The organism is Stenotrophomonas sp. YJH_SMC_82 (assembly GCF_059368875.1).
Map to the genome: position 1 here is coordinate 434,345 of NZ_JCAFSE010000003.1, position 19,982 is coordinate 454,326.

Annotated in this window: 19 protein-coding genes; 13 read left to right on the forward strand and 6 right to left on the reverse strand. The window is 65.8% G+C overall.

Annotated features, from left to right (window positions below; translation table 11 throughout):
- Positions 1-34 precede the first annotated feature (34 nt).
- Entirely contained in the window at positions 35-532 is a 498-nt protein-coding gene (locus AC5P53_RS14725; RefSeq protein WP_241886838.1) for a DUF892 family protein, read from the reverse strand.
- 247 nt (positions 533-779) lie between these two features.
- On the opposite strand from AC5P53_RS14725, the gene AC5P53_RS14730 reads away from it, so the two are divergent.
- The 3 genes from AC5P53_RS14730 to AC5P53_RS14740 all read left to right on the forward strand — a co-directional run bounded on the left by AC5P53_RS14730 (position 780) and on the right by AC5P53_RS14740 (position 4,107).
- Complete coding sequence (locus AC5P53_RS14730; protein ID WP_014647169.1) at positions 780-956, forward strand: DUF3606 domain-containing protein; 177 nt, start codon at positions 780-782, stop codon at positions 954-956.
- A gap of 13 nt (positions 957-969) precedes the next feature.
- Positions 970-3,519 (forward strand): DNA ligase D, encoded by a 2,550-nt coding sequence (ligD, locus tag AC5P53_RS14735; RefSeq protein ID WP_241886837.1) that lies wholly within the window; start codon positions 970-972, stop codon positions 3,517-3,519.
- Positions 3,520-3,657: 138 nt separating this feature from the next.
- Complete coding sequence (locus AC5P53_RS14740; protein WP_126412216.1) at positions 3,658-4,107, forward strand: BLUF domain-containing protein; 450 nt, start codon at positions 3,658-3,660, stop codon at positions 4,105-4,107.
- Positions 4,108-4,116: 9 nt separating this feature from the next.
- On the opposite strand, the gene AC5P53_RS14745 is transcribed toward AC5P53_RS14740, so the two are convergent.
- Positions 4,117-4,347 (reverse strand): hypothetical protein, encoded by a 231-nt coding sequence (locus AC5P53_RS14745; RefSeq protein ID WP_241886836.1) that lies wholly within the window; start codon positions 4,345-4,347, stop codon positions 4,117-4,119.
- A 225-nt stretch (positions 4,348-4,572) separates the two neighbouring features.
- On the opposite strand from AC5P53_RS14745, the gene AC5P53_RS14750 reads away from it, so the two are divergent.
- Positions 4,573-6,066, forward strand: a complete 1,494-nt coding sequence (locus tag AC5P53_RS14750) for an FAD-dependent oxidoreductase (RefSeq protein WP_495227429.1) — start codon at positions 4,573-4,575, stop codon at positions 6,064-6,066.
- Positions 6,067-6,087: 21 nt separating this feature from the next.
- Here AC5P53_RS14750 and AC5P53_RS14755 read toward each other — a convergent pair whose 3' ends face one another.
- The gene (locus AC5P53_RS14755) at positions 6,088-6,510 is read right to left on the reverse strand and encodes a low affinity iron permease family protein (RefSeq protein ID WP_014647164.1); all 423 of its coding nucleotides are present in this window, start codon (positions 6,508-6,510) and stop codon (positions 6,088-6,090) included.
- On the reverse strand, positions 6,507-6,761 hold the full coding sequence (locus AC5P53_RS14760; protein ID WP_495227430.1) for a hypothetical protein: 255 nt from the start codon (positions 6,759-6,761) through the stop codon (positions 6,507-6,509). Before AC5P53_RS14760 ends, AC5P53_RS14755 begins: the two co-directional genes overlap by 4 nt.
- A gap of 275 nt (positions 6,762-7,036) precedes the next feature.
- Between AC5P53_RS14760 and AC5P53_RS14765 the strand changes: the two genes are divergently transcribed.
- Positions 7,037-9,682: an excinuclease ABC subunit UvrA gene (locus AC5P53_RS14765; protein WP_495227431.1), complete on the forward strand. Its 2,646-nt coding sequence runs from the start codon at positions 7,037-7,039 to the stop codon at positions 9,680-9,682.
- 59 nt (positions 9,683-9,741) lie between these two features.
- Here AC5P53_RS14765 and AC5P53_RS14770 read toward each other — a convergent pair whose 3' ends face one another.
- A complete protein-coding gene (locus AC5P53_RS14770) occupies positions 9,742-10,545 on the reverse strand; it encodes an SDR family NAD(P)-dependent oxidoreductase (protein ID WP_197604594.1) in 804 nt (267 codons plus the stop codon).
- Between the two features lie 155 nt (positions 10,546-10,700).
- On the opposite strand from AC5P53_RS14770, the gene AC5P53_RS14775 reads away from it, so the two are divergent.
- Positions 10,701-11,600 carry a GlxA family transcriptional regulator gene (locus AC5P53_RS14775; protein WP_229653766.1) on the forward strand — a complete coding sequence of 300 codons (900 nt, stop codon included), beginning with the start codon at positions 10,701-10,703 and terminating at the stop codon, positions 11,598-11,600.
- Between the two features lie 54 nt (positions 11,601-11,654).
- Positions 11,655-12,851, forward strand: a complete 1,197-nt coding sequence (locus tag AC5P53_RS14780; RefSeq protein ID WP_134808863.1) for a GAF domain-containing sensor histidine kinase — start codon at positions 11,655-11,657, stop codon at positions 12,849-12,851.
- 54 nt (positions 12,852-12,905) lie between these two features.
- Here AC5P53_RS14780 and AC5P53_RS14785 read toward each other — a convergent pair whose 3' ends face one another.
- The gene (locus AC5P53_RS14785) at positions 12,906-13,859 is read right to left on the reverse strand and encodes an alpha/beta fold hydrolase (protein WP_495227432.1); all 954 of its coding nucleotides are present in this window, start codon (positions 13,857-13,859) and stop codon (positions 12,906-12,908) included.
- A gap of 168 nt (positions 13,860-14,027) precedes the next feature.
- Between AC5P53_RS14785 and AC5P53_RS14790 the strand changes: the two genes are divergently transcribed.
- The 6 genes from AC5P53_RS14790 (at position 14,028) to paoC (ending at position 19,976) form a co-directional block, all read left to right on the forward strand.
- Positions 14,028-14,597: a TetR/AcrR family transcriptional regulator gene (locus tag AC5P53_RS14790; RefSeq protein ID WP_126412208.1), complete on the forward strand. Its 570-nt coding sequence runs from the start codon at positions 14,028-14,030 to the stop codon at positions 14,595-14,597.
- A 62-nt stretch (positions 14,598-14,659) separates the two neighbouring features.
- Positions 14,660-15,136 carry a nuclear transport factor 2 family protein gene (locus AC5P53_RS14795; RefSeq protein ID WP_126412207.1) on the forward strand — a complete coding sequence of 159 codons (477 nt, stop codon included), beginning with the start codon at positions 14,660-14,662 and terminating at the stop codon, positions 15,134-15,136.
- Between the two features lie 79 nt (positions 15,137-15,215).
- The gene (locus AC5P53_RS14800) at positions 15,216-15,944 is read left to right on the forward strand and encodes a hypothetical protein (RefSeq protein WP_241886835.1); all 729 of its coding nucleotides are present in this window, start codon (positions 15,216-15,218) and stop codon (positions 15,942-15,944) included.
- Between the two features lie 233 nt (positions 15,945-16,177).
- Positions 16,178-16,825 (forward strand): aldehyde dehydrogenase iron-sulfur subunit PaoA, encoded by a 648-nt coding sequence (gene paoA, locus AC5P53_RS14805; RefSeq protein WP_126412577.1) that lies wholly within the window; start codon positions 16,178-16,180, stop codon positions 16,823-16,825.
- A complete protein-coding gene (locus AC5P53_RS14810) occupies positions 16,822-17,772 on the forward strand; it encodes an FAD binding domain-containing protein (protein ID WP_495227433.1) in 951 nt (316 codons plus the stop codon). Before paoA ends, AC5P53_RS14810 begins: the two co-directional genes overlap by 4 nt.
- Positions 17,772-19,976 (forward strand): aldehyde oxidoreductase molybdenum-binding subunit PaoC, encoded by a 2,205-nt coding sequence (paoC, locus tag AC5P53_RS14815; protein WP_495227434.1) that lies wholly within the window; start codon positions 17,772-17,774, stop codon positions 19,974-19,976. The genes AC5P53_RS14810 and paoC overlap by 1 nt, the downstream gene beginning before the upstream one ends.
- Positions 19,977-19,982 lie beyond the last annotated feature (6 nt).

Consider the following 19,982-nt stretch of genomic DNA (forward strand, 5'->3'; position numbering starts at 1 on the left):
CCTTCCATGGCGGCCGAGGGGCATGCGATTCGACTCAGGCGGCCTGCGTGGCCTTGGCGTTGCCGCCGCCCTTGGCCAGCAGGGTCAGCTTCTCATCGGTCGCCTTTTCTTCCTCCAGCGTCTCCAGCAGCAACGGCAGGGCGTCCTTGTAGCCCAGCTGCTTGGCCAGCGCGGCGATGGTGCCGTAGGAGGCAATTTCGTAATGCTCGACCTTCTGCGCGCCACCGATCAGGGCAGCGTCGCGCACCGGCCCCTTGTCGATGCTGTCGATCACCTCCTTGCCTTCCTCGACCAGGCCTTCCATCGCCGCGCACTTGATGCGCTTCAGGCGGATGCCGAGCACCTCGACCACCTGGTCGATGCGCTCGATCTGCCCCTGGGTTTCTTCCAGGTGCGTTTCGAACGCTGCGGCCAGATCCGGATTATCGGCCGCACGGGCCAGGCGCGGAAGCGCCTTGGTCAGCTGCTTCTCGGCGCTGTAGATGTCCGAGAGCTCGTGGATGAACAGATCTTCCGCCGTCTTGATAGCCATGCTGGGCTCCGCTGTGAATGGAGTGCTGAGAGTAGGTCCCGTCCGGTTGCGATCAGGCGGGGAAGGAGTGAAGGCGGCATGTGAATTCCCACGCGGACCCTGCGCGCTGCCTTCACGAAGCAGCGTCTTTCGCGCATCGGCAGGACGCCGTGCCGGCGGCCTTCGCCATGGCTTCACAGTGGCATCGCTCCGTGCCCATGGAATGGCCGGTACGGTCAGTTCACCCCCGATCACGCTGGAGACTCCCATGAGCGATGACAAGAACAACGCCGGCAGCCCGGACCGGGACCGCATCAACGTCAATGAGGATTACGAACTGCGGTACTGGACCACGACGCTGGGCGTGTCCGCCGACGAACTTCGCGCGGCCGTCGCGGCAGTCGGGCCCACGGCGGTTGCTGTCCGGAAGCACCTGGGCAAATAGCGCGGAGCTGGCCATGTCCCTGGTCGAGTATCGCCGCAAGCGTCGTTTTGACCAGACCAAGGAGCCCGAGCCGGGCAAGGCGCTGCCGAAAGGCCAGCGCGCCATTTTCGTGGTGCAGCTGCATCATGCCAGCCGCAGGCACTATGACTTCCGCCTGCAGGTTGGCGATGCGCTGAAGAGCTGGGCGGTGCCCAAAGGCCCCAGTTACGACCCGAAGGTCAAGCGCATGGCGGTGGAAGTGGAAGACCACCCGGTGGACTACGCGGCGTTCGAGGGTGATATTCCCAAGGGCCAGTACGGCGGCGGCCATGTCGCCCAGTTTGACCACGGTGTATGGGCCACGCAGGGCGATCCGGAAGCCCAGCTCGCCAAGGGCCATCTGCGCTTCGAGCTGTTCGGTACCAAGTTGAAAGGCGGCTGGCATCTGGTCCGGTCGGGAAAGCCCGCGCGCCAGCCACAGTGGCTGCTGTTCAAGGACGACGACGGATTTGCCAGCGATATCGAGGCAGACGATCTGCTGGGGGACGTCGCTGAAGCGCCACCGGAGGATCTGAAGCGTGCCGGCGCTGGCAAGGCCGCGAAGAAGCGGCTGACGGCGGTACCTGCCAGACGCGCCCGGCGAAAGAACTGGGCGAAGAAGGCCCTGGCGCTCAGCAAGGCGAAAAGGGCGGCAGCGCCGTCCGGGCCGTTTGAGCCGCAGTTGGCCAAGCTGGGCGAAGCGCCGCCCCAGGGCGGGCAGTGGGTGCATGAGATCAAATGGGACGGGTACCGCATCCTTGCTACGGTGGCTGAGGGCAGCGTGCAGCTGTGGTCACGGAACGCGCTGGAATGGACCGCCAAACTTCCCGAAATACGTGATGCGATCGCGGCCCTGGGCCTGACTTCGGCGGCACTGGACGGCGAGCTGATCGCCGGCGCCGGCACCAAGGAAGACTTCAACCTGCTGCAGGCCACGCTTTCCGGCGAGAAGCAAGGCGTCCTGACGTATGCGCTGTTCGATCTGCTGCATCTTGATGGCGTGGATGTGGCCGATGCGCCCCTGCTTGAGCGCAAGGCCTTGCTGCAATCGGTGCTGGAGGGGCAGGGCAGCCCATTGGCCTTCAGTTCGCATGTGCAGGGAGATGGTGAGGAGGCCTACCGCTTGGCCGGTGAGCAGCACTTCGAGGGCATCATCTCCAAGCGCGCCGATCGCAGCTACCACAGCGGCCGCAGCGAGGACTGGCGCAAGACGAAGCAGCTGGCCAGCGACGAGTTCGCGGTGGTGGGCTACACCGCACCCAAAGGCAGCCGCACCGGCTTTGGTTCGCTGCTGCTGGCCCGGCCAGACGCAACGCATGGCTGGCTCTACGCAGGGCGCGTCGGGTCCGGGTTCTCGGATGAACTGATTGGCGACATCAGCAAGCGCATCAAGGGCGGCGGCAGCCGCAAGCCAACCGCGTACGTGCCCACGCAAGACACCGATCTGCGCGCTGCGACCTGGTTCGAACCGCGTTTCGTGGTGGAGGTCTTCTACCGCGGAATCGGTGGGCAGCAACTGTTGCGCCAGGCGTCGCTGAAGGCGGTGCGGGCGGACAAGGATATCGCCGACCTCGCCGATTCCGATCGCGCCGGAGCGGCCCCGGCCGCTGCGCGGTCGCAAGCGCCCGCGCGGCGTGGGCGCCGGGTGGAAAGGGCGCCGGCAACGGATCGCGCGCCCCCCGTGCTGTCGTCCCCAGGCAAGATCCTGTTTCCCGGCGACGGCTACACCAAGCAGGACGTGTGGGATTACTACGCAGCAGTGATGGAGCACCTCCTGCCCGAGGTGGTGGATCGTCCGCTGTCGATCATCCGCTGCCCCAGTGGCACCGCAAAGCCCTGCTTCTTCCAGAAACACCATACGGCCGGGCTGGCGCTGGTCGATTCGGTAAGGCTGAAGGAGGAAAGCGGCATCAACGCCCATTACCTGGTGGTGCGGGACGCAGCCAGCCTGCTGGAACTGGTGCAGTTCAACGCGTTGGAGTTCCACCCTTGGGGCAGCCACGCCGAGGCGCCCGACAGGGCCGACCGGGTGGTGTTCGATCTGGATCCCGGACCGGATGTGCCCTTTGCCGAAGTCAAGAAAGCGGCAACCGACATCCGGAAACTGCTGGCGCAGCTGGAGCTGGAATCGTTCCTGCGAGTCTCCGGCGGCAAGGGCCTGCACGTGGTCGTGCCGCTCAACCCAGGGTGCGATTGGGACCTGACCAAGCGTTTTGCGAAGGGTTTCGCCGATGCATTGGCACAGTCCGAACCGCAGCGGTTCCTGGCAACCGCCACCAAGAGCCTGCGCAACAAGCGGATCTTCGTCGACTATCTGCGCAATGGGCGCGGTGCAACGGCGGTCGCGTCCTATTCGTTGCGCGCCCGGCCGGGCGCACCGGTGGCACTGCCGATCGCCTGGGGTGATCTGGCGAAACTCAAGCGCGCCGACGCCTTCACGATCAAGGACGTGCCCGCAAAGCTCAGACGTCGCCGCAAGGACCCTTGGGCCGGCATCGCGGAAGTGAAGCAGAATCTCGCCCGATGGGCCCGGGCAGACCCGTAGGCCAGGCCCGTGCTGCGTACCGTCTGTCAGCCCGAACCCAACTGATTCGCAGAATACACAGGGCCGGAACATATCGTCGGCGCGGTTGGCCTATGCTTGCGATACGGAATCTGGGGGGATTCGCTACAGGAGCAGCCAATGCCGATCAGGGCAGTCGCATACATAAGTGAAGCGGGCCCGGCCGTTGCGGGTGATCCTTTGGGCCTGCGCAGCGGGAAGCTGGACGACCTGGTCGATGATGCCTCCCGCTTCAACCGGAATGCCGGCGTTACCGGCGTACTGCTGTTCGATGGCGCCCGTTTCCTGCAGTACATGGAAGGACCCGAAGATGGCTTGAATGTGGCGTACTCGCGGGTACTCGGTGCTACAAGCCACACGGGACTGATCGAACTGCAGCGCGGCAGGGTAGGCAACCGGCGTCTCCCGTTCTGGCCGATGCGCTGGCTGCCGACGCAACCCGAGCAGTTGAAGAGTCTTGCCCGCGCAGACTGGTCAGGGTTCGCCCAGCGGACCGGTGACGATGCGCCAACCGAGACGGCGATGGATGTCCTGGCCAGGTTGGTGGAACCCTATGCCGTCGCGGCGTGATCGATCGGCCTAGCGGTCTCCATACCGCGCCGCCCAGGGGATCTCGCCGCTGCACAAATCGAGGTGCCCGGTGCGCATCACGCAGTACAGGCGGGCATCCGGGTCAGCACTGGCAGCGATGTAGTCCAGCGCCTCGGCGAGCATGCGGATGAACTGCGGCTCGGGATAGAACGCCGCCCAGGTGGGCAGCATTTCCTCCAGTTGCGCGATCATCAGGTCGATTTCCAGGTGCGTGCTCACTGCCTGGCCCTCCATGCAGCCACGTTAGCAATCACGCTGCAAGCAGAGGGTCGCGGTTCGCACAGGCGACGCTGGCATCGTGTCGATGCGGCACTCACCCCGTCTTGATCCTCACCGCGGCAGTGCCACGCACGTGAGCATTTCCTGCACGGGCACGCCACCGTCGTTTCACCCGGCAGGGCGTATCAGGGAAGGCTCTCCGGTGAACCTGCAAGGATCCTTTTCATGGCCGACCCGTCCCCGCGCGCCAGCTTATGGTCAGCTGATTCCGATCCGCACGGCTTCCGCCCGCTCGCCGGGACCACGCGCGCGGACGTGCTGGTGGTCGGTGCAGGCATGACCGGCCTGTTGACCGCCGCCCGCTTGGCCGACAGCGGCCTGGATGTGGTGGTGGTGGATGCCGGCCCCATCGGCGGGCGCAACACGGTGATGTCAACCGGCAATCTTTACGCTCCCGTGTCCCGGATGGCAGACCTGATCGCGCGTTGGGGCGGTGACACGGCACGTCGTGTCGTGCAGTGGCGGCAACACGCGCTGCGTTCCATCGAAACACTGGTCCACCGCTACGATCTGCACTGTGGCTTCGAGCGCGTGGCCATGCAGTACGGCGTGCAGGAGCGTTCGCGCGAGGCCACGGCGCAGTTCGAACGCGAGCTGCAGGCCTACCAACGCGTTGGCCTGCATTGCGAGCACCGCCAATCCGGGCTGCCGTTCACCTTGGCCCACGCTTTCCGCGTTCCCGGCCAGGCGCAGTTGCATCCGGCGGCGTTCTGCAGGGAACTGGCCCGTCATCTGGTGGGCCGCGTGCGCATCCACGACTGGACCCGGATCACCCGCATCGAGGCTTCAGCCGGAGTGGCGACGGCCCCTGGTGCCCGCATCCATGCCAGGCACTTTGTGCTGGCCACCCACTCGCCAGCAGGATTCAACCTGGTGCAGGCCGAGATGGAGGTGTACCGCGAATACGGCGTAGCGGTACCGGTGGCCAATCCGCCAGCGGCAGGCATTCACTGGATCGCCGACCGGCACCGCTCGCTGCGCGGGGTGCATGGCGCTGATGGCCGCGACTGGCTGGTGCTGGTCGGGGAGACACATCGCACTGGCGAAACCCCGGCGATGGATCCGGCCCAGCATCTGGTCGCCGACGCGCGTCGCAACTTCAGCGTGCAGGGCGAGCCGCTGTGCTGGTCCGCGCAGCAGTTCCGGGCCGCGGATCAGCTGCCCTACATCGGCAGCAGCGCGCACGACAATGTATGGGTCGCTACCGGCTATGGGCCGGACGGATTGACCTGGGCGGGCGTGGCCGCGCGCGCGATCACGGAGGGAATCACGGGAACGACCAGCGAGATCGAGCAGCTGCTCAGCCCCATGCGCTTTACTCCGCTGCGCTCGGCTGCAGGCTGGGCCCGCACCAACGCCACGGTTGCGCGGCACATGGTGGGCGATCGCCTTGGAACCGCGTCGTCGCGCGCTCCCAGCGAGCTGGGCCGCGGGTGCGGTGCGCTGCTGGACGTGGGCGGAGAGCGCACCGCGATCTACCGCGATGATGATGGCCAGCTGCACGCAATGTCGGCGCTGTGCCCGCACCTCAAGTGCGTCGTCCAATGGAATGGCCATGAACGCACATGGGACTGCCCGTGCCACGGCAGCCGCTTTTCCGCCACCGGGGCCCTGCTGGAGGGCCCCGCCAGGCAGGGCCTCACACCGGCGGCGCTGTAGGCCGCCGCCGCAGCGGTGACCTCAGGCTTCGGCGGTTGCATCCGCTTCGCAGGGCATGCAGCGCTCCTTCTTGGACTTGATGTCCGCCGCGGTCTTCGCCAGTGCCTCGTAGCGCTGGCGTATCTCTTCAAGATGGGCCGGCTCCATCGATTCCAGGTTCAGCAGCTCCTGGTTGGCGTCCTTGCTGACCCGGATCAGCTCATCCAGCTTGATGTGCAGCGCAGCGGTGTCAGCGTTCTGGGTATGCTGGATCAGGAATACCATCAGGAACGTCACGATGGTGGTGCCCGTGTTGACCACCAGCTGCCAGGTGTCATTGAAGTGGAAGGCCGGCCCGCTGGCGGCCCAGGCGATGATCACCCCCAGTGCCGCGACGAACGCCCCAAGACTGCCGGACAACCGCGCCGTGGCCGCCGCGACGCGCGCAAAGCCGCGCCGGATCACTGCTCACCTCCGCCGGCCTCCTCATCCGTCCGGCGGTCTGGCAGTGTGACCCGCTCACCCAGACGCGCGGCCTGCTCGTCGGGCGTCGGGGCTGCGACGAAGGGCGAGATCGGGTCACTGGCCGGGAACGTCTCCTGCAACGCCTCTTCATGATTGCGATGGTTATGCAGCTTGGCCTGAAGCGGGCTGACCGGATCGGTGCGCTGTGCTTCCGGGTCCGGGTGGGGCAGGTCTTTCTGATCGCGTTGCATGGTGAATCTCCAGGTTGGGTCCCACTGCCGTAGTGGCGGGCCCAGCATAGGAGCCGCACTGTGAGCGGCTGCATCAAGGGTGCGGCAACGTGGCGTCAAGCCTTCAGCCAATGCAGGTTAACAATCAGCCGCGTAGCGCGGTTGGCGTCGGTCACCTGGTGTTCCGACGCTGCACGCAATCACACATCCCCTCACTCCATTCACCCTGCAACAGCGACAATAACCGCCCGTGTGCGCATGCACGTATTCCACTGATTGGCAGCAGGATCGCGAAGATGTCCAACACCCCCTTTGGCGAGTCGTCATGCGCAGCCGCGGCCAGCGGCTGCATCGAGGTCCGCGGCGCACGCGAGCACAACCTGAAGAACGTCGACGTCTCCATTCCACGCAATGCGCTGGTGGTGTTCTCCGGGGTATCGGGTTCGGGCAAATCCTCGCTGGCGTTCGGCACGGTCTTCGCCGAGGCCCAGCGGCGCTACTTTGAATCCGTCGCACCGTATGCGCGCCGCCTGATCGACCAGGCGGGCGTGCCCGACGTGGATGCCATCGACGGCCTGCCGCCGGCGGTGGCCCTGCAGCAGCAGCGCGGTGCCAGCAACGCACGTTCATCGGTGGGCAGCGTGACCACGCTGTCCAGCCTGGTACGCATGATGTATTCGCGTGCAGGCGCGTATCCGGCCCACCAGCCCATGCTGTACGCCGAGGACTTCTCGCCCAATACGCCGCAGGGGGCCTGCAGCACCTGCCATGGGTTGGGCCACGTCTACGAAGTGACCGAAGCGCTGATGGTGCCGGACCCGTCGCTGAGCATCCGCGAGCGCGCCATCGCCTCCTGGCCGCCGGCCTGGCATGGCCAGAACCTGCGCGACATCCTGGTCACGCTGGGCTACGACATCGACGTGCCGTGGAAAAAGCTGCCGAAGAAGGACCGGGAGTGGATCCTGTTCACCGAGGACACGCCGACCGTGCCCGTCTATGCCGGCTTCACGCCTGCCGAGACGCGTGCCGCACTCAAGCGCAAGCTGGAGCCCAGTTACATGGGCACCTACACCGGCGCCCGCCGCTACGTGCTGCACACCTTCGCCAACACCCAGAGCGCGCTGATGCGCAAGCGTGTCTCGCGCTACATGGAAGGCAAGCTGTGCCCCGCCTGCAAGGGCAAGCGACTGAAGCCCGAAGCGCTTTCGGTCACCTTCGCCGGTGTGGACATCGGCGAGTTCATGCGGCTGCCGCTGGATCAACTGGCCGGGCTGCTCGAGCCCATCGCGCAGGGTGACTTCAGTGCACACAGCCACGGCGCACGCACCCGCAGGAGTGCGACGCCCCGCGATCGCGCCAAGCGGGCAGCCACTGGCCGTGCGACCCACGAAGGCGCGCCCGATGTGCGGCTGACCTCGGCCCTGTCGGAGGAAAAACGCCTGGCCGCGCAGCGACTGGCGGGTGGGGTCATGGCGCGGGTACGGCAGCTGCGCGAGCTGGGCCTGGGGTATCTCTCGCTGGATCGCGCCACGCCCACGCTGTCGGCCGGCGAACTGCAGCGCCTGCGGCTGGCCACACAGCTCAGCTCGTTGCTGTTTGGTGTGCTGTACGTGCTCGATGAGCCCTCGGCCGGCCTGCATCCGGCCGACAGCCAGGCGCTGTACGACGCGCTGGACCGGCTGCGCGATGGCGGCAACTCGGTGTTCGTCGTTGAACACGATCTGGAGCTGATGCGACGTGCACAGTGGCTGGTGGACGTGGGACCGCAAGCGGGCGAGCACGGCGGGCGCGTTCTCTACAGTGGCGAGCCCGACGGCCTGCGCCGCATCGAGGACTCGCGCACCGCGCGGTACCTGTTCGACCAGGTGCCTGCGCCTGCCAGCCGGGAACGCAGCGCCGACCGCTGGCTGGAGCTGAAGGGCATCCACCGCCACAACCTGCAGGGCGTGGACGCGCAGCTGCCGCTGGGAGTGCTGACCGCAGTGACCGGCATTTCCGGATCGGGCAAGTCCAGCCTGATGGCGCAGGCGCTGCCCGAGCTGATGCTGCTGCACCTGGGGCACGAGCCCGTGGACGACAGCGCCGACAGCACGCCCGAGGACGGGCCAACCGTGATCGAAGCGACGCGGGGCCAGCTTGCCGGAGCCGTGGACGCCATCCAGCGCGTGGTGCAGGTGGACCAGAAACCGATCGGCCGCACGCCACGCTCCAACCTGGCCACCTATACCGGCCTGTTCGATCACGTGCGCAAGCTGTTCGCCGCGACCCCCGACGCGCGACGCCGCCGCTTCGATGCAGGTCGCTTCTCGTTCAACGTGGCCAAGGGCCGGTGCGAGACCTGCGAAGGCGAGGGTTTCGTCAGCGTCGAACTGCTGTTCATGCCCAGTGTCTATGCGCCATGCCCCGCCTGCCATGGCGCCCGCTACAACGAGGCCACGCTGAAGGTGTTGTGGAACGGCCGCAACATTGCCGAGGTCCTGCAGATGACGGTCGACCAGGCACAGGCATTCTTCGCCGGTGAGGAAGCCATCGCGCGGCCGCTGCAGCTGCTGCAGGAGATCGGCCTGGGCTATCTCAGGCTCGGTCAGCCGGCCACGGAGCTTTCAGGGGGCGAGGCGCAGCGCATCAAGCTGGCGACCGAGCTGCAGCGCAGCCAACGCGGCCGCACGCTCTATGTGCTGGACGAACCCACCACCGGCCTGCATGCGTTGGACGCAGACAGGCTGCTGGTGCAGTTGCAGCGGCTGGTGGACGCGGGAAACACCGTGGTGATGATCGAGCACGACATGCGTTCTGTCGCACAGGCCGACTGGGTGATTGACGTCGGCCCGGGCGCAGGCGGCGCAGGTGGAACCATCGTGGCGAAGGGTACGCCACGCCAGGTGGCCCGCGCCAAGGACAGCAGGACGGCGCCGTTCCTTGCCAGGGAACTGGCGCTGTAGCGACGTCATCCCCGGCTATCGCACTCCACCACGCCGGGCAGCTGCAAGCCGTTCGCCGATCAGGCGCCGCTCACATAGCGCGGCGCCGGCTGCGCGAGCGAAAGGCCCGGTGCCATCGCCTTGCGTGCGTGCTCGAAGGCGTCCCACTCAGCGATGTCCGGAAGCGCGGGAATGGTCACAAGCTCACCCTGCGCCAGCCCGGCCAGGGACGCATCCACCATGTCTTCGGCGCTCATCACGATGCCCTGTGGCAGGTGCTCCACCGGCAGGCCGGAAAGGTGCCAGAAGTCCGTCGCGGTGGCACCCGGCAGGACGACCTGGACGCGCACGCCCTTGTCGGCCAGCTCATGGTGGAGCGACTGCGAGAACGCCAGCACGAACGCCTTGCTTCCCGCGTAGACCCCGTTGAGCAGCTCCGGTGCCAGCGCGACGATGGAGGCGATGTTGATGATCGTGCCCCGGCCACGTGCCACAAACACCGGCGCTGCAGCATAGGCCAGGCGCATCGCGGCGTTCACGTTGAGCGTGATCATGCGCTCCATCTCGCCGATGTCCGACTGCAGCAGGGGCGCCGTAGCGCCGATGCCGGCATTGTTGACCAGCACCTGGATATCCGCTCGGCCTTGAATGACCTTTTCAACTTCGGCACGCCCGTCGGGGATGGTCAGGTCCGCGGCGATGATGTCCACCGTGCGGCCGGTGCTGCGGGCCAGCGCCTCGGCCAGTTGGCGCAGGCGGTCGGCGCGTCGCGCGACCAGGATCAGGTCATGGCCGGCGTGGGCCAGGCGATCGGCATAGATCGCCCCGATGCCGGACGATGCGCCAGTGATGAGTGCGGTGCCGTGATGGGTAGGGTCGTTCACAGAGGTCAGTCCGAACCGGCGAACGTCGCCGGGGTCAGGGGAAATCTAGGCCAGCTTGTACGTGGCGTAAATGTCGTATATACCTCGTTTACGGCCACCCCTGAAAAACCGTCATGCCCAGTGTTGGATTTGTCCTGCCCGCCGGATTCCAGACCATGGCGATCGCCGCGGCGTCCGCCTTCGAACTGGCCAATGCCACCGAAGGCGCGCGCCTTTACGATCTGCACATGCTGTCCGAACAGGGCGGGCTGGTGCCCAGCTCGCTTGGCATGGCCATGCAGACAGCGCCGCTTGCGCAGCAGCCGCTGGATACCATGATCGTGGCCGGCCTGCTGGAGCCAGCCCCGTCCAGCGGCGCGCTGATCGATCCGATCCGTCATGCGGCCGCACGCACGCGCAGGACCGCGTCGGTGTGCACCGGCGCGTTCCTTCTCGGCGAAGCGGGGTTGCTGGACGGGCGCCGCGCCACTACGCACTGGTTCCACGCACGTGCGCTCAGGCAGCGCTTTCCCGCCGCGCAGGTGGAGGAAGACCGCATCTTCATCACCGATGGCCCGATCTGGACCTCCGCCGGCATGAGCGCGGGGCTGGACCTGGCGCTTGGCATGATCGAGCAGGACTTCGGTGCGGATCTGTGCAGGGCGGTGGCCCGGAAGCTGGTGATCTACCATCGGCGCGGAGGCGGGCAGTCCCAGCATTCGGTGCTGCTCGAGCTGGATGCCCGGTCTGATCGCATCCAGAACGCGCTGACCTTTGCACGCCGCAATCTGCGCGCCACCTTGTCGGTTGAAGAACTGGCGCAGGCCGCGCATCTGAGCACCCGCCAGTTCAGTCGCGCGTTCCGCGAGGAAACCGGACAATCCCCCGCCAAGGCAGTGGAGGGCCTGCGGGTGGAGGCCGCTCGCGTGTTGATCGAGCAGAGCCGCTACACGATGGATGAAGTGGCGACTGAAACGGGCTTCGGTGATACCGAACGCATGCGACGTGCCTTCCTGCGCGCCTTCGGCCAGCCCCCGCAATCGCTGCGGCGCAACGCACGGGGCGGGGCGGACTGAGTGTTCGTGGCTGGATTCATGGGATGATGCACCACTGCGCCCGACTGCCACTACATGCACACACTGACCGATCCCCACCTGCTGAATGACATCGCTGAGATCGGTCGTATTGAAGCAGTGCCGCGCATCCTTGAAACCGTCGCCCATATCACAGGCTCAAGATTCACCGCGATTGCCCGGGTGACAGAAACCACGTGGACCGCCTGCGCCACCCTGGACACCTTGGGGTTCGGGCTCGTTCCGGGCGGGCAGCTGGTCCTCGAAACCACCCTCTGTGACGAGATCAGGCAGTCATCGACCTCCGTGGTGTTCGCGCACGCCAGTGCACATCCGCTGTATTCCAAACACCATACGCCCAGGATCTATGGGCTGGAGAGTTACGCCTCCGTGCCGATCCATCGGCCGGATGGAAGTTTCTTCGGCACCCTGTGTGCCATTGATTCGTCACCGGGCAACTTTGATGAGGCGCATGTCCAACGATCCATGGAGCTGCTTGCCGACCTCGTTGGCAACTACCTCGACAAAGAGGATCAGCTGCTGGAGGCAGAGACAGCCCTTTCAACGGCACAGCGTGTTTCCGATCTGCGCGATCAGTTCATCGCGGTGCTGGGCCATGACCTCCGCAGCCCGCTGCAGGCCATCAGCGTGGCCGCCGATTCACTGGAACGTGAGGCAACATCCGAGCGCCAGCAGCGGATGCTCGCGCACATCGCCGCCGGCGTCACCCGGATGGATGGCCTCATCGGTGATGTGCTTGATTTCGCCAGGGGGCGGCTGGGAGGAGGCATTCCGGTCTCGCTCCAGGAAAGCCACACCTTGCAGGCGGCGCTTGAACAGGTTGCAGAAGAAGTGGCGATCGCTACCGGTCGGCAGGACATCAACGTCCAGATGCGGATCGAAGGTGGCGTGGTCTGCGACACCGGCCGGCTGTCGCAGCTGCTGGCCAACCTGCTGACCAACGCAGCCCAGCACGGCGAGCGTTCCGCCCCAGTCACGCTGAGGGTTCAGGCCGCATCCCATCGCCTCACGCTGGATGTGCATAACGCCGGCTGCATTGCGCCTGAGCGGCTAGGGACGATTTTCAGCCCGTTTTCGCGTGAGCAGGGCGAGCTGCCCAGGCCAGGGCTTGGCCTGGGCATCTACATTGCATCGGAAATTGCCAAGTCCCACGGCGGCACACTGGACGTGCAGTCGAGTGAGAGCGACGGCACCGTGTTCACATTCCAGATGCCGACCGCGGCGCGTCCATGAAGGTGGGCGCCAGGCAACAGAAGGGCTCCGGCACCGCGCCGGAGCCCTGGCCACTCACTTTTCCTGCAGGAACGTCAGCAGATCCTGATTGACCTTGTCCTTGTGGGTGTCGGTCAGGCCATGCGGCGCACCCGGGTAGACAATCAGCCTGGCACCCTTGATCAGTTTCGCTGACTGGCGGCCAGAGATATCGATCGGCACGATCTGGTCGTCGTCACCGTGGATCACCAGGGTGGGGACATCGAACTTCTTCAGGTCGGCGCGGAAATCGGTGGCCGAGAACGCGGCGATCGAATCGTAGGTGTTCTTGTGGCCGCCCTGCATGCCCTGCGCCCACCACGCATCGATCAGCCCCTGCGACACCTTCGCACCGGGGCGGTTGAAGCCATAGAACGGGCCCGACGGAATGTCCCGGTACAGCTGCGCGCGGTTATCCATCTGTGCCTTGCGGATGCCATCGAACACTTCGATCGGCAGGCCGTTGGGGTTGTCGGCGGTTTTCAGCATGAACGGCGGCACCGAGCTGATCAGCACGGCCTTCTTGACCCGGCCGGTGCCATGCCGGCCGATGTAGCGCGCCACTTCGCCACCACCGGTGGAGAAGCCCACCAGGGTCACATCGTGCTGGTCCAGTGTGTTGATCACCGTGGCCAGGTCATCGGCGTAGTGATCCATGTCGTTGCCGTCCCACGGCTGGCTGGAGCGCCCGTGGCCGCGACGGTCATGCGCGATGACGCGGTAGCCATGGTTGGCCAGGAAGATCATCTGCGACTCCCAGCTGTCCGAATTCAACGGCCAGCCATGGCTGAAGGTCACGACCGGGCCGTCCTTCGGGCCCCAGTCCTTGTAGTACAGCTGCACGCCGTCGGCGGTGGTGATGTAGCTGGCAGTGCGCGCGATGGCGGTGACCGGAGCCGGCTTGGCTGGTTCGGCGGCCTGCGCGGACAGGCCGGCCTGGACCGAGAGGGCAAGGGCGGCAACGGCCAGGGTACGGGCGAAGGTGTTCATGCGGAAACTCTCATGGGTGGGTGGTGAGACGTACTTTGCGCCTGCAATCAGGCGTCCGGGTGATGAAGTGTCCGGATTTCTTGATAGATCGTCTTGCATGGATGTGCGCACACCAATCGCTCGCGATCGCCTGTTGACAAGGTAGAACGAACGTTCTACCTTGCAGCCATGAGCAAGCTCACCACCGACACCCAACAGAAGATCCTGGCCACGGCCGAGGCGCTGATCTACCAGAACGGGATCCACGCCACCGGCATGGACCTTCTGGTGAAGACCTCGGGCGTGGCGCGGAAGAGCATCTACCGCCACTTCGAGAACAAGGACGACGTGGCCGCCGCTGCATTGAAGGCGCGCGACGTGCGCTGGCTCGCCTGGTTCCGGCAGGAGTGCGAGAAGGCGGACAGCCCGGAAGCACGCATCCTCGGCATGTTCACCGTGCTCAAGAACTGGTTCCAGTCCGAGGGCTATCGCGGTTGCGCCTTCATCAATACCGCAGGGGAGGTCGGCGACCCTGCCGATCCGATCCGGGAAATCGCGCGGAATCACAAGCAGAAGCTGCTCGATTACACGCGGGAACTTACCGAACAACTGGATGTGGAGCAGCCGGCGGACCTGGCCCGTCAGCTGCTGATCCTGATGGAAGGCGCCATCACCCTGTCGCGCGTGATGGGTGATTACGGCGCCGCAGACACCGCGAAGGACGTTGCAAAGCTGTTGTTGGAACAGGCCAAGCGTTAGCGCCTGGGTACGCCAGATCCTTTGAAGCAACCCGTATATCCATTTCTATTGGAGGTCTCCCCGTGTCCGCAGAACAGCCCCGTCCGCCGCTTCCTCCGTTCACCCTTGAATCGGCCACGCAGAAGGTGCGTCTTGCCGAGGATGGCTGGAATTCCCGCGATGCCGACAAGGTGTCGCTTGCCTATTCGCTCGACACCCAGTGGCGTAACCGTGCCGAATTCACCAATGGCCGGGAGGAAGCCCGGCAGTTCCTGGCACGCAAATGGAACAAGGAACTTGAGTACCGCCTGATCAAGGAGCTCTGGGCCTTTACCGAAAACCGCATTGCGGTCCGCTACGCGTACGAATGGCACGACGACTCCGGCAACTGGTTCCGTTCCTATGGCAACGAAAACTGGGAATTCGGAGAGGATGGCCTGATGCAGCGCCGCTTCTCCTGCATCAACGACCTGCCGATCAAGGAAAGCGACCGCAAGTTCCATTGGCCGCTGGGGCGTCGCCCGGATGGTCACCCGGGGTTGTCGGAGCTGGGTATGTGATTCCCGCTGAGGCGCCTTCCGAAGCGCGCTCAGGTACGATGGGGCGGCCGGCATCTGCGCCGGCCGGGGCAGGGGCGCAATGGACATGCAGGCAGGGGGCGGCGTCGATCCGCCGGCAACGACCGATTCGCAGGAACTGACATTCCACTGGCTCTATCAGCGGGTGCAGGGTTTGGTTGAGCACAGCATCTACCCGAAGGCGGGCAGGGTGGAGACGTGGGCGTTCCGCATCGGCATGGGTGCGGCGATCGTCGGCATTCTCACAGGCCAGCTTCCGGATCGATGGCTGCCTGTTGGCGTAGTGCTCCAGGTGGTTGTTGCCTGCCTGGCAATCGAAATTGGAGGGTTCATTGTCGGGGGCGTCCTGGCCGCCCGCAGGGGCATTCGCCAGTTCAGTCAGCCTCGGCTCTCGCACGCGCGGGAGATGGATGGCGATTTCGCGCACTGGCAAGCGGTGGTGACCGAGCTTCGCGGATTCCCGCGCGTCCAGCGCGAGCGGCGCCTCAAGTACGTCAGTCACCTGCGCACAAACATGATTGAGCGCATGGGCATGATGTATGGCGGGCTGCAGCGGCTTGGACCATTCCCGCTGTTGATTGCCCTCTACCTGCAGTTCCGCGGATGGAAATGGGGCGACTGGGCGGGCGCTTTCGATGTTGGATTGCTAGGCGCACTGCTTATCTTCGCCATGGTGCTGCTGTACCTGCTGGACTGGATGCTGATCGGCCTTCGCACCAGGCTGGATACCTACGTGGCATTGTTGGAGGGCTCTATCCACGAGCCCGAACCCTCGAAGCCAGCGCCGTGAGGGATAAACAGAACTGTGAGCCATCCAGTGAAGCATACGCATGGCTCAAGAGTGCCGCGCTGAAGAGTAAAAGTCGCGGTTGCCTGCATTGGTCGGATCGTACATGTCGCCGACTTCACAGGCCTGTACCCCGCAGATGGGCATAGTGCCCCTTGGGTAGTGTGAGCGCGTCCATCCAGCCACGGGATTTTCCCGAACGCCAGGAGGTCACTGTGCCAAGTTGTGATGAAGGAATGAAGTTGACGCGTCGCCAGGTGATCGCCGGCGGCGTCACGACCGTGGCAATGTCCGCCGCACCGGGGGCGTCATCGCTCGCCGCCGAACTGGCGACGCCCCCGCCGCCCAGGCCGCCGGTCATCAGCACGGTGGCGTTGACCGTCAACGGCAAGCAGCGGGAGCTTGAGCTCGACACGCGGACTACGCTGCTCGATGCCCTGCGCGAACATCTGAAGCTGACCGGGACCAAGAAGGGCTGCGACCACGGTCAATGCGGTGCCTGTACCGTGCTGGTCAACGGTGAGCGCATCAATGCCTGCCTCAGCCTGGCGGTGCAGCACCAGGGCGATGCCATCACCACCATCGAAGGGCTCGGAACCCCCGATGACCTGCATCCGATGCAGGCCGCCTTCATCAAGCATGACGGCTACCAGTGCGGGTACTGCACGCCGGGGCAGATCTGCTCGGCGGTGGCGGTACTGGACGAGATCAAGCGGGGTGTCCCCAGTCATGTGCAGGCAGACGTCAGCGCACGGCCCCGGGCCACCAACATGGAGATGCGCGAACGCATGAGCGGCAACCTCTGCCGCTGCGGGGCCTATTCCAACATTGCCGAGGCGATGGAAGAGGTTGCTGGCGTGACCTCTGCAGGGAGGCGCTCATGAGGGCCTTCAGTTACGAACGCGCCAAATCCCCCGCCGAGGCCGCCAAGGCCGTCGCCGGTATCGAGGGCGCGAAGTTCCTGGCCGGAGGGACCAACCTGCTCGACCTGATGAAGCTGGAGGTCGAGACGCCAGCGCACCTGGTCGATGTGCAGGACATCGGCCTGGACAGGATCGAACCCACCGACGAGGGCGGCCTGCGCATCGGCACGCTGGTCACCAATACCGCGCTGGCCTCGCATGAGCGCGTGCGCCGCGACTACGCGGTGCTGACCCGCGCGCTCGTGGCAGGCGCCTCCGGGCAGCTGCGCAACAAAGCCACCACCGGCGGCAACCTGCTGCAGCGCACGCGCTGCCCGTATTTCTACGATCCCCATCTGCCCTGCAACAAGCGCCTGCCCGGGTCGGGCTGCGGCGCACTCGAGGGGTTCTCCCGGCAGATGGGCGTGATCGGCACATCGGACAGCTGCATCGCGACCTATCCGGGCGACATGGCGGTGGCCCTGCGGGTGCTGGACGCCTCGATCCAGACCGTCAGCGGTGACGGCAGTACGCGCAGCATCCCGATTGCCGATTTCCATCGTTCCCCCGGCGACAGGCCGCAGCAGGACAACGTGCTGCAGCGCGGTGAGCTGATCACCCACGTCACGCTGCCGAAGCCCCTGGGCGGTCGGCACGTGTACCACAAGGTACGTGACCGCGCGTCCTATGCGTTCGCACTGGTGTCGGTCGCTGCGGTCGTGCAGCGAGACGGTTCGGCGCGGTTCGCCTTCGGTGGGGTTGCGCCGAAGCCGTGGCGCGTCGAGGCAGCCGAACCGCTGCTGCGCGATGGCGTAAAGGCCGCGACCCGGCAGGTGTTCGCCGGCGCCCGTCCGACGCCGGAGAACGCGTTCAAGATCGCGCTCGCCGAGCGCACCCTCGCGGCCGTGCTGGTGGAAGGAGAGCGCTGATGCCCCTTCAATTCAACGCCCCCGCCGGCGACAACCTGTTCGACAAGGCCAAGGTCGTCGGCAAACCGACGCCGCGCATCGACGGTCCGCGCAAGACCACCGGCACCGCCCCCTATGCCTACGAGCGCCATGACGTGGCGCCGAACCAGGCCTACGGCTACATCGTCGGTGCGGGTGTCGGCAAGGGGCGCATCATTTCGATGGATGCCTCCCGCGCACGTGCCGCGCCCGGCGTACTGGCGGTCATCACCGCACCGGAAACCAAGCCGGTCGGCAAATCGAACTGGAACAACGCGCCGTTGTTCGGCGGACCCGAAGTGGCCCACTACCACCAGGCCATCGCCTGCGTGGTGGCAGAGACCTTCGAGCAGGCCCGCGCCGCCGCGGCGCTGATCCGCACCCGCTACGAGCGCAGCAAGGGCCGCTTCGATTTCCCGGCCCTGGCACCGTCCGCGCCGCTGGCAAAGGGGCGTGACGGCAAGCCCGACCGGCAGGCGCTGGGCGATTTCGACACCGCCTACGCGAGCGCCGCGGTCAAGCTCGACGAGACCTATCACACCTCCGACGAAAGTCATTCGATGATGGAGCCGCACGCCACCATCGCCGCCTGGGAGGGTGACACGCTCACGCTGTGGACGGCGAACCAGATGATCGACTGGGCCAGGCAGGGCATGGCGGCGATCCTCGGCATCGACCCTGCCAAGGTGCGCGTGGACTCGCCCTATATCGGCGGCGGCTTCGGCGGCAAGCTGTTCATCCGTGCCGACGCGGTGCTGGCCGCATTGGCGGCCAAGCAGGTCGGGCGACCGGTGAAGATCGCGCTGCAACGCCCGTTGATGCCCAACAACACCACGCACCGGCACGCCACCCTCCAGCGCGTGCGGATCGGCTGCGGAAAGGATGGCCGGATCTCCGCCATCGCCCATGAGAACTGGTCGGGCAACATCAACGGCGAGGATGGCGAAAACGGCACCCTGCAGACGCCCAAGCTCTATGCAGGCGCCAACCGCCTGGTGGCCAACTACATCGCCACGCTCGACATGCCCGAAGGCAATGCGATGCGCGCACCGGGTGAAGCACCGGGCCACATGGCGCTGGAAGTGGCGATGGACGAAATGGCCGAGAAGCTGGGCCTCGATCCGATCGCGTTCCGCATCCTCAACGAGCCCGAGGTCGTGCCCGGCGATCCGTCCAAGAAGTTCTCCGACCGCAACCTGGTGCGCTGCCTGCGCGAAGGCGCGGAGCGCTTCAACTGGAACAAGCGCAATGCCAAGCCGGCGCAGGTCAGGGAAGGGCATTGGCTGGTCGGCATGGGCGTGTCTGCGGGCTATCGCGGCGCACCGACGATGAAGTCGGCGGCGCGGGTCCGGCTTGACGGCCAGGGCGGGGTGGTTGTCGAGACCGACATGACCGACATCGGCACCGGCTCCTACACGATCATCGCGCAGACGGCAGCCGAGACCATGGGCGTGCCGCTGGACCAGGTCCAGGTCACCCTCGGTGACTCCCGTCATCCCGCCTCCGCCGGTTCCGGCGGCCAGTGGGGCGCGGCAAGCTCCACCGCGGGCGTGTACGCGGCGTGCGTCAGCCTGCGCCGCAAGGTGGGCGAGAGACTCGGCTTCGACGGCGACACCGCAAACTTCGCCAATGGCCGCATCCAGGCGGATGGGCGGACCATCACGCTGGCGGAGGCGGGAACCCTGTCGGCGGAGGACGGCATTGCCTTCGGCGACTTCAAACAAGGCTACGACGTCGGCACCTATGCAGGACATTTCTGCGAGGTCGCCGTGCATGCCTACACTGGAGAAACGCGCATTCGCCGCATGCTTGCCGTATGCGATGGCGGCCGGATCCTCAATCCGCTGTCAGCACGCAGCCAGGTCATCGGCGGGATGGTGATGGGCGCGGGCGCGACCCTGATGGAGGAGCTGGTGGTCGACAAACGGCTTGGTTTGTTCATCAACCACGACCTGGCCGGCTACGAGGTTCCCGTGCACGCCGACATTCCGTACCAGGAAGTGGTCTTCCTCGACACGCTGGATCCGGTGATCTCGCCGATGAAGGCCAAGGGTGTGGGTGAACTGGGCATCTGCGGGGTTGGCGCCGCGATCGCCAATGCGATCTACAACGCAACCGGCGTGCGCGTGCGCAGCTATCCCATCACCCTGGACAAGCTGTTGCCCGGCTTGCCCGACATAGGCTGACGTTGC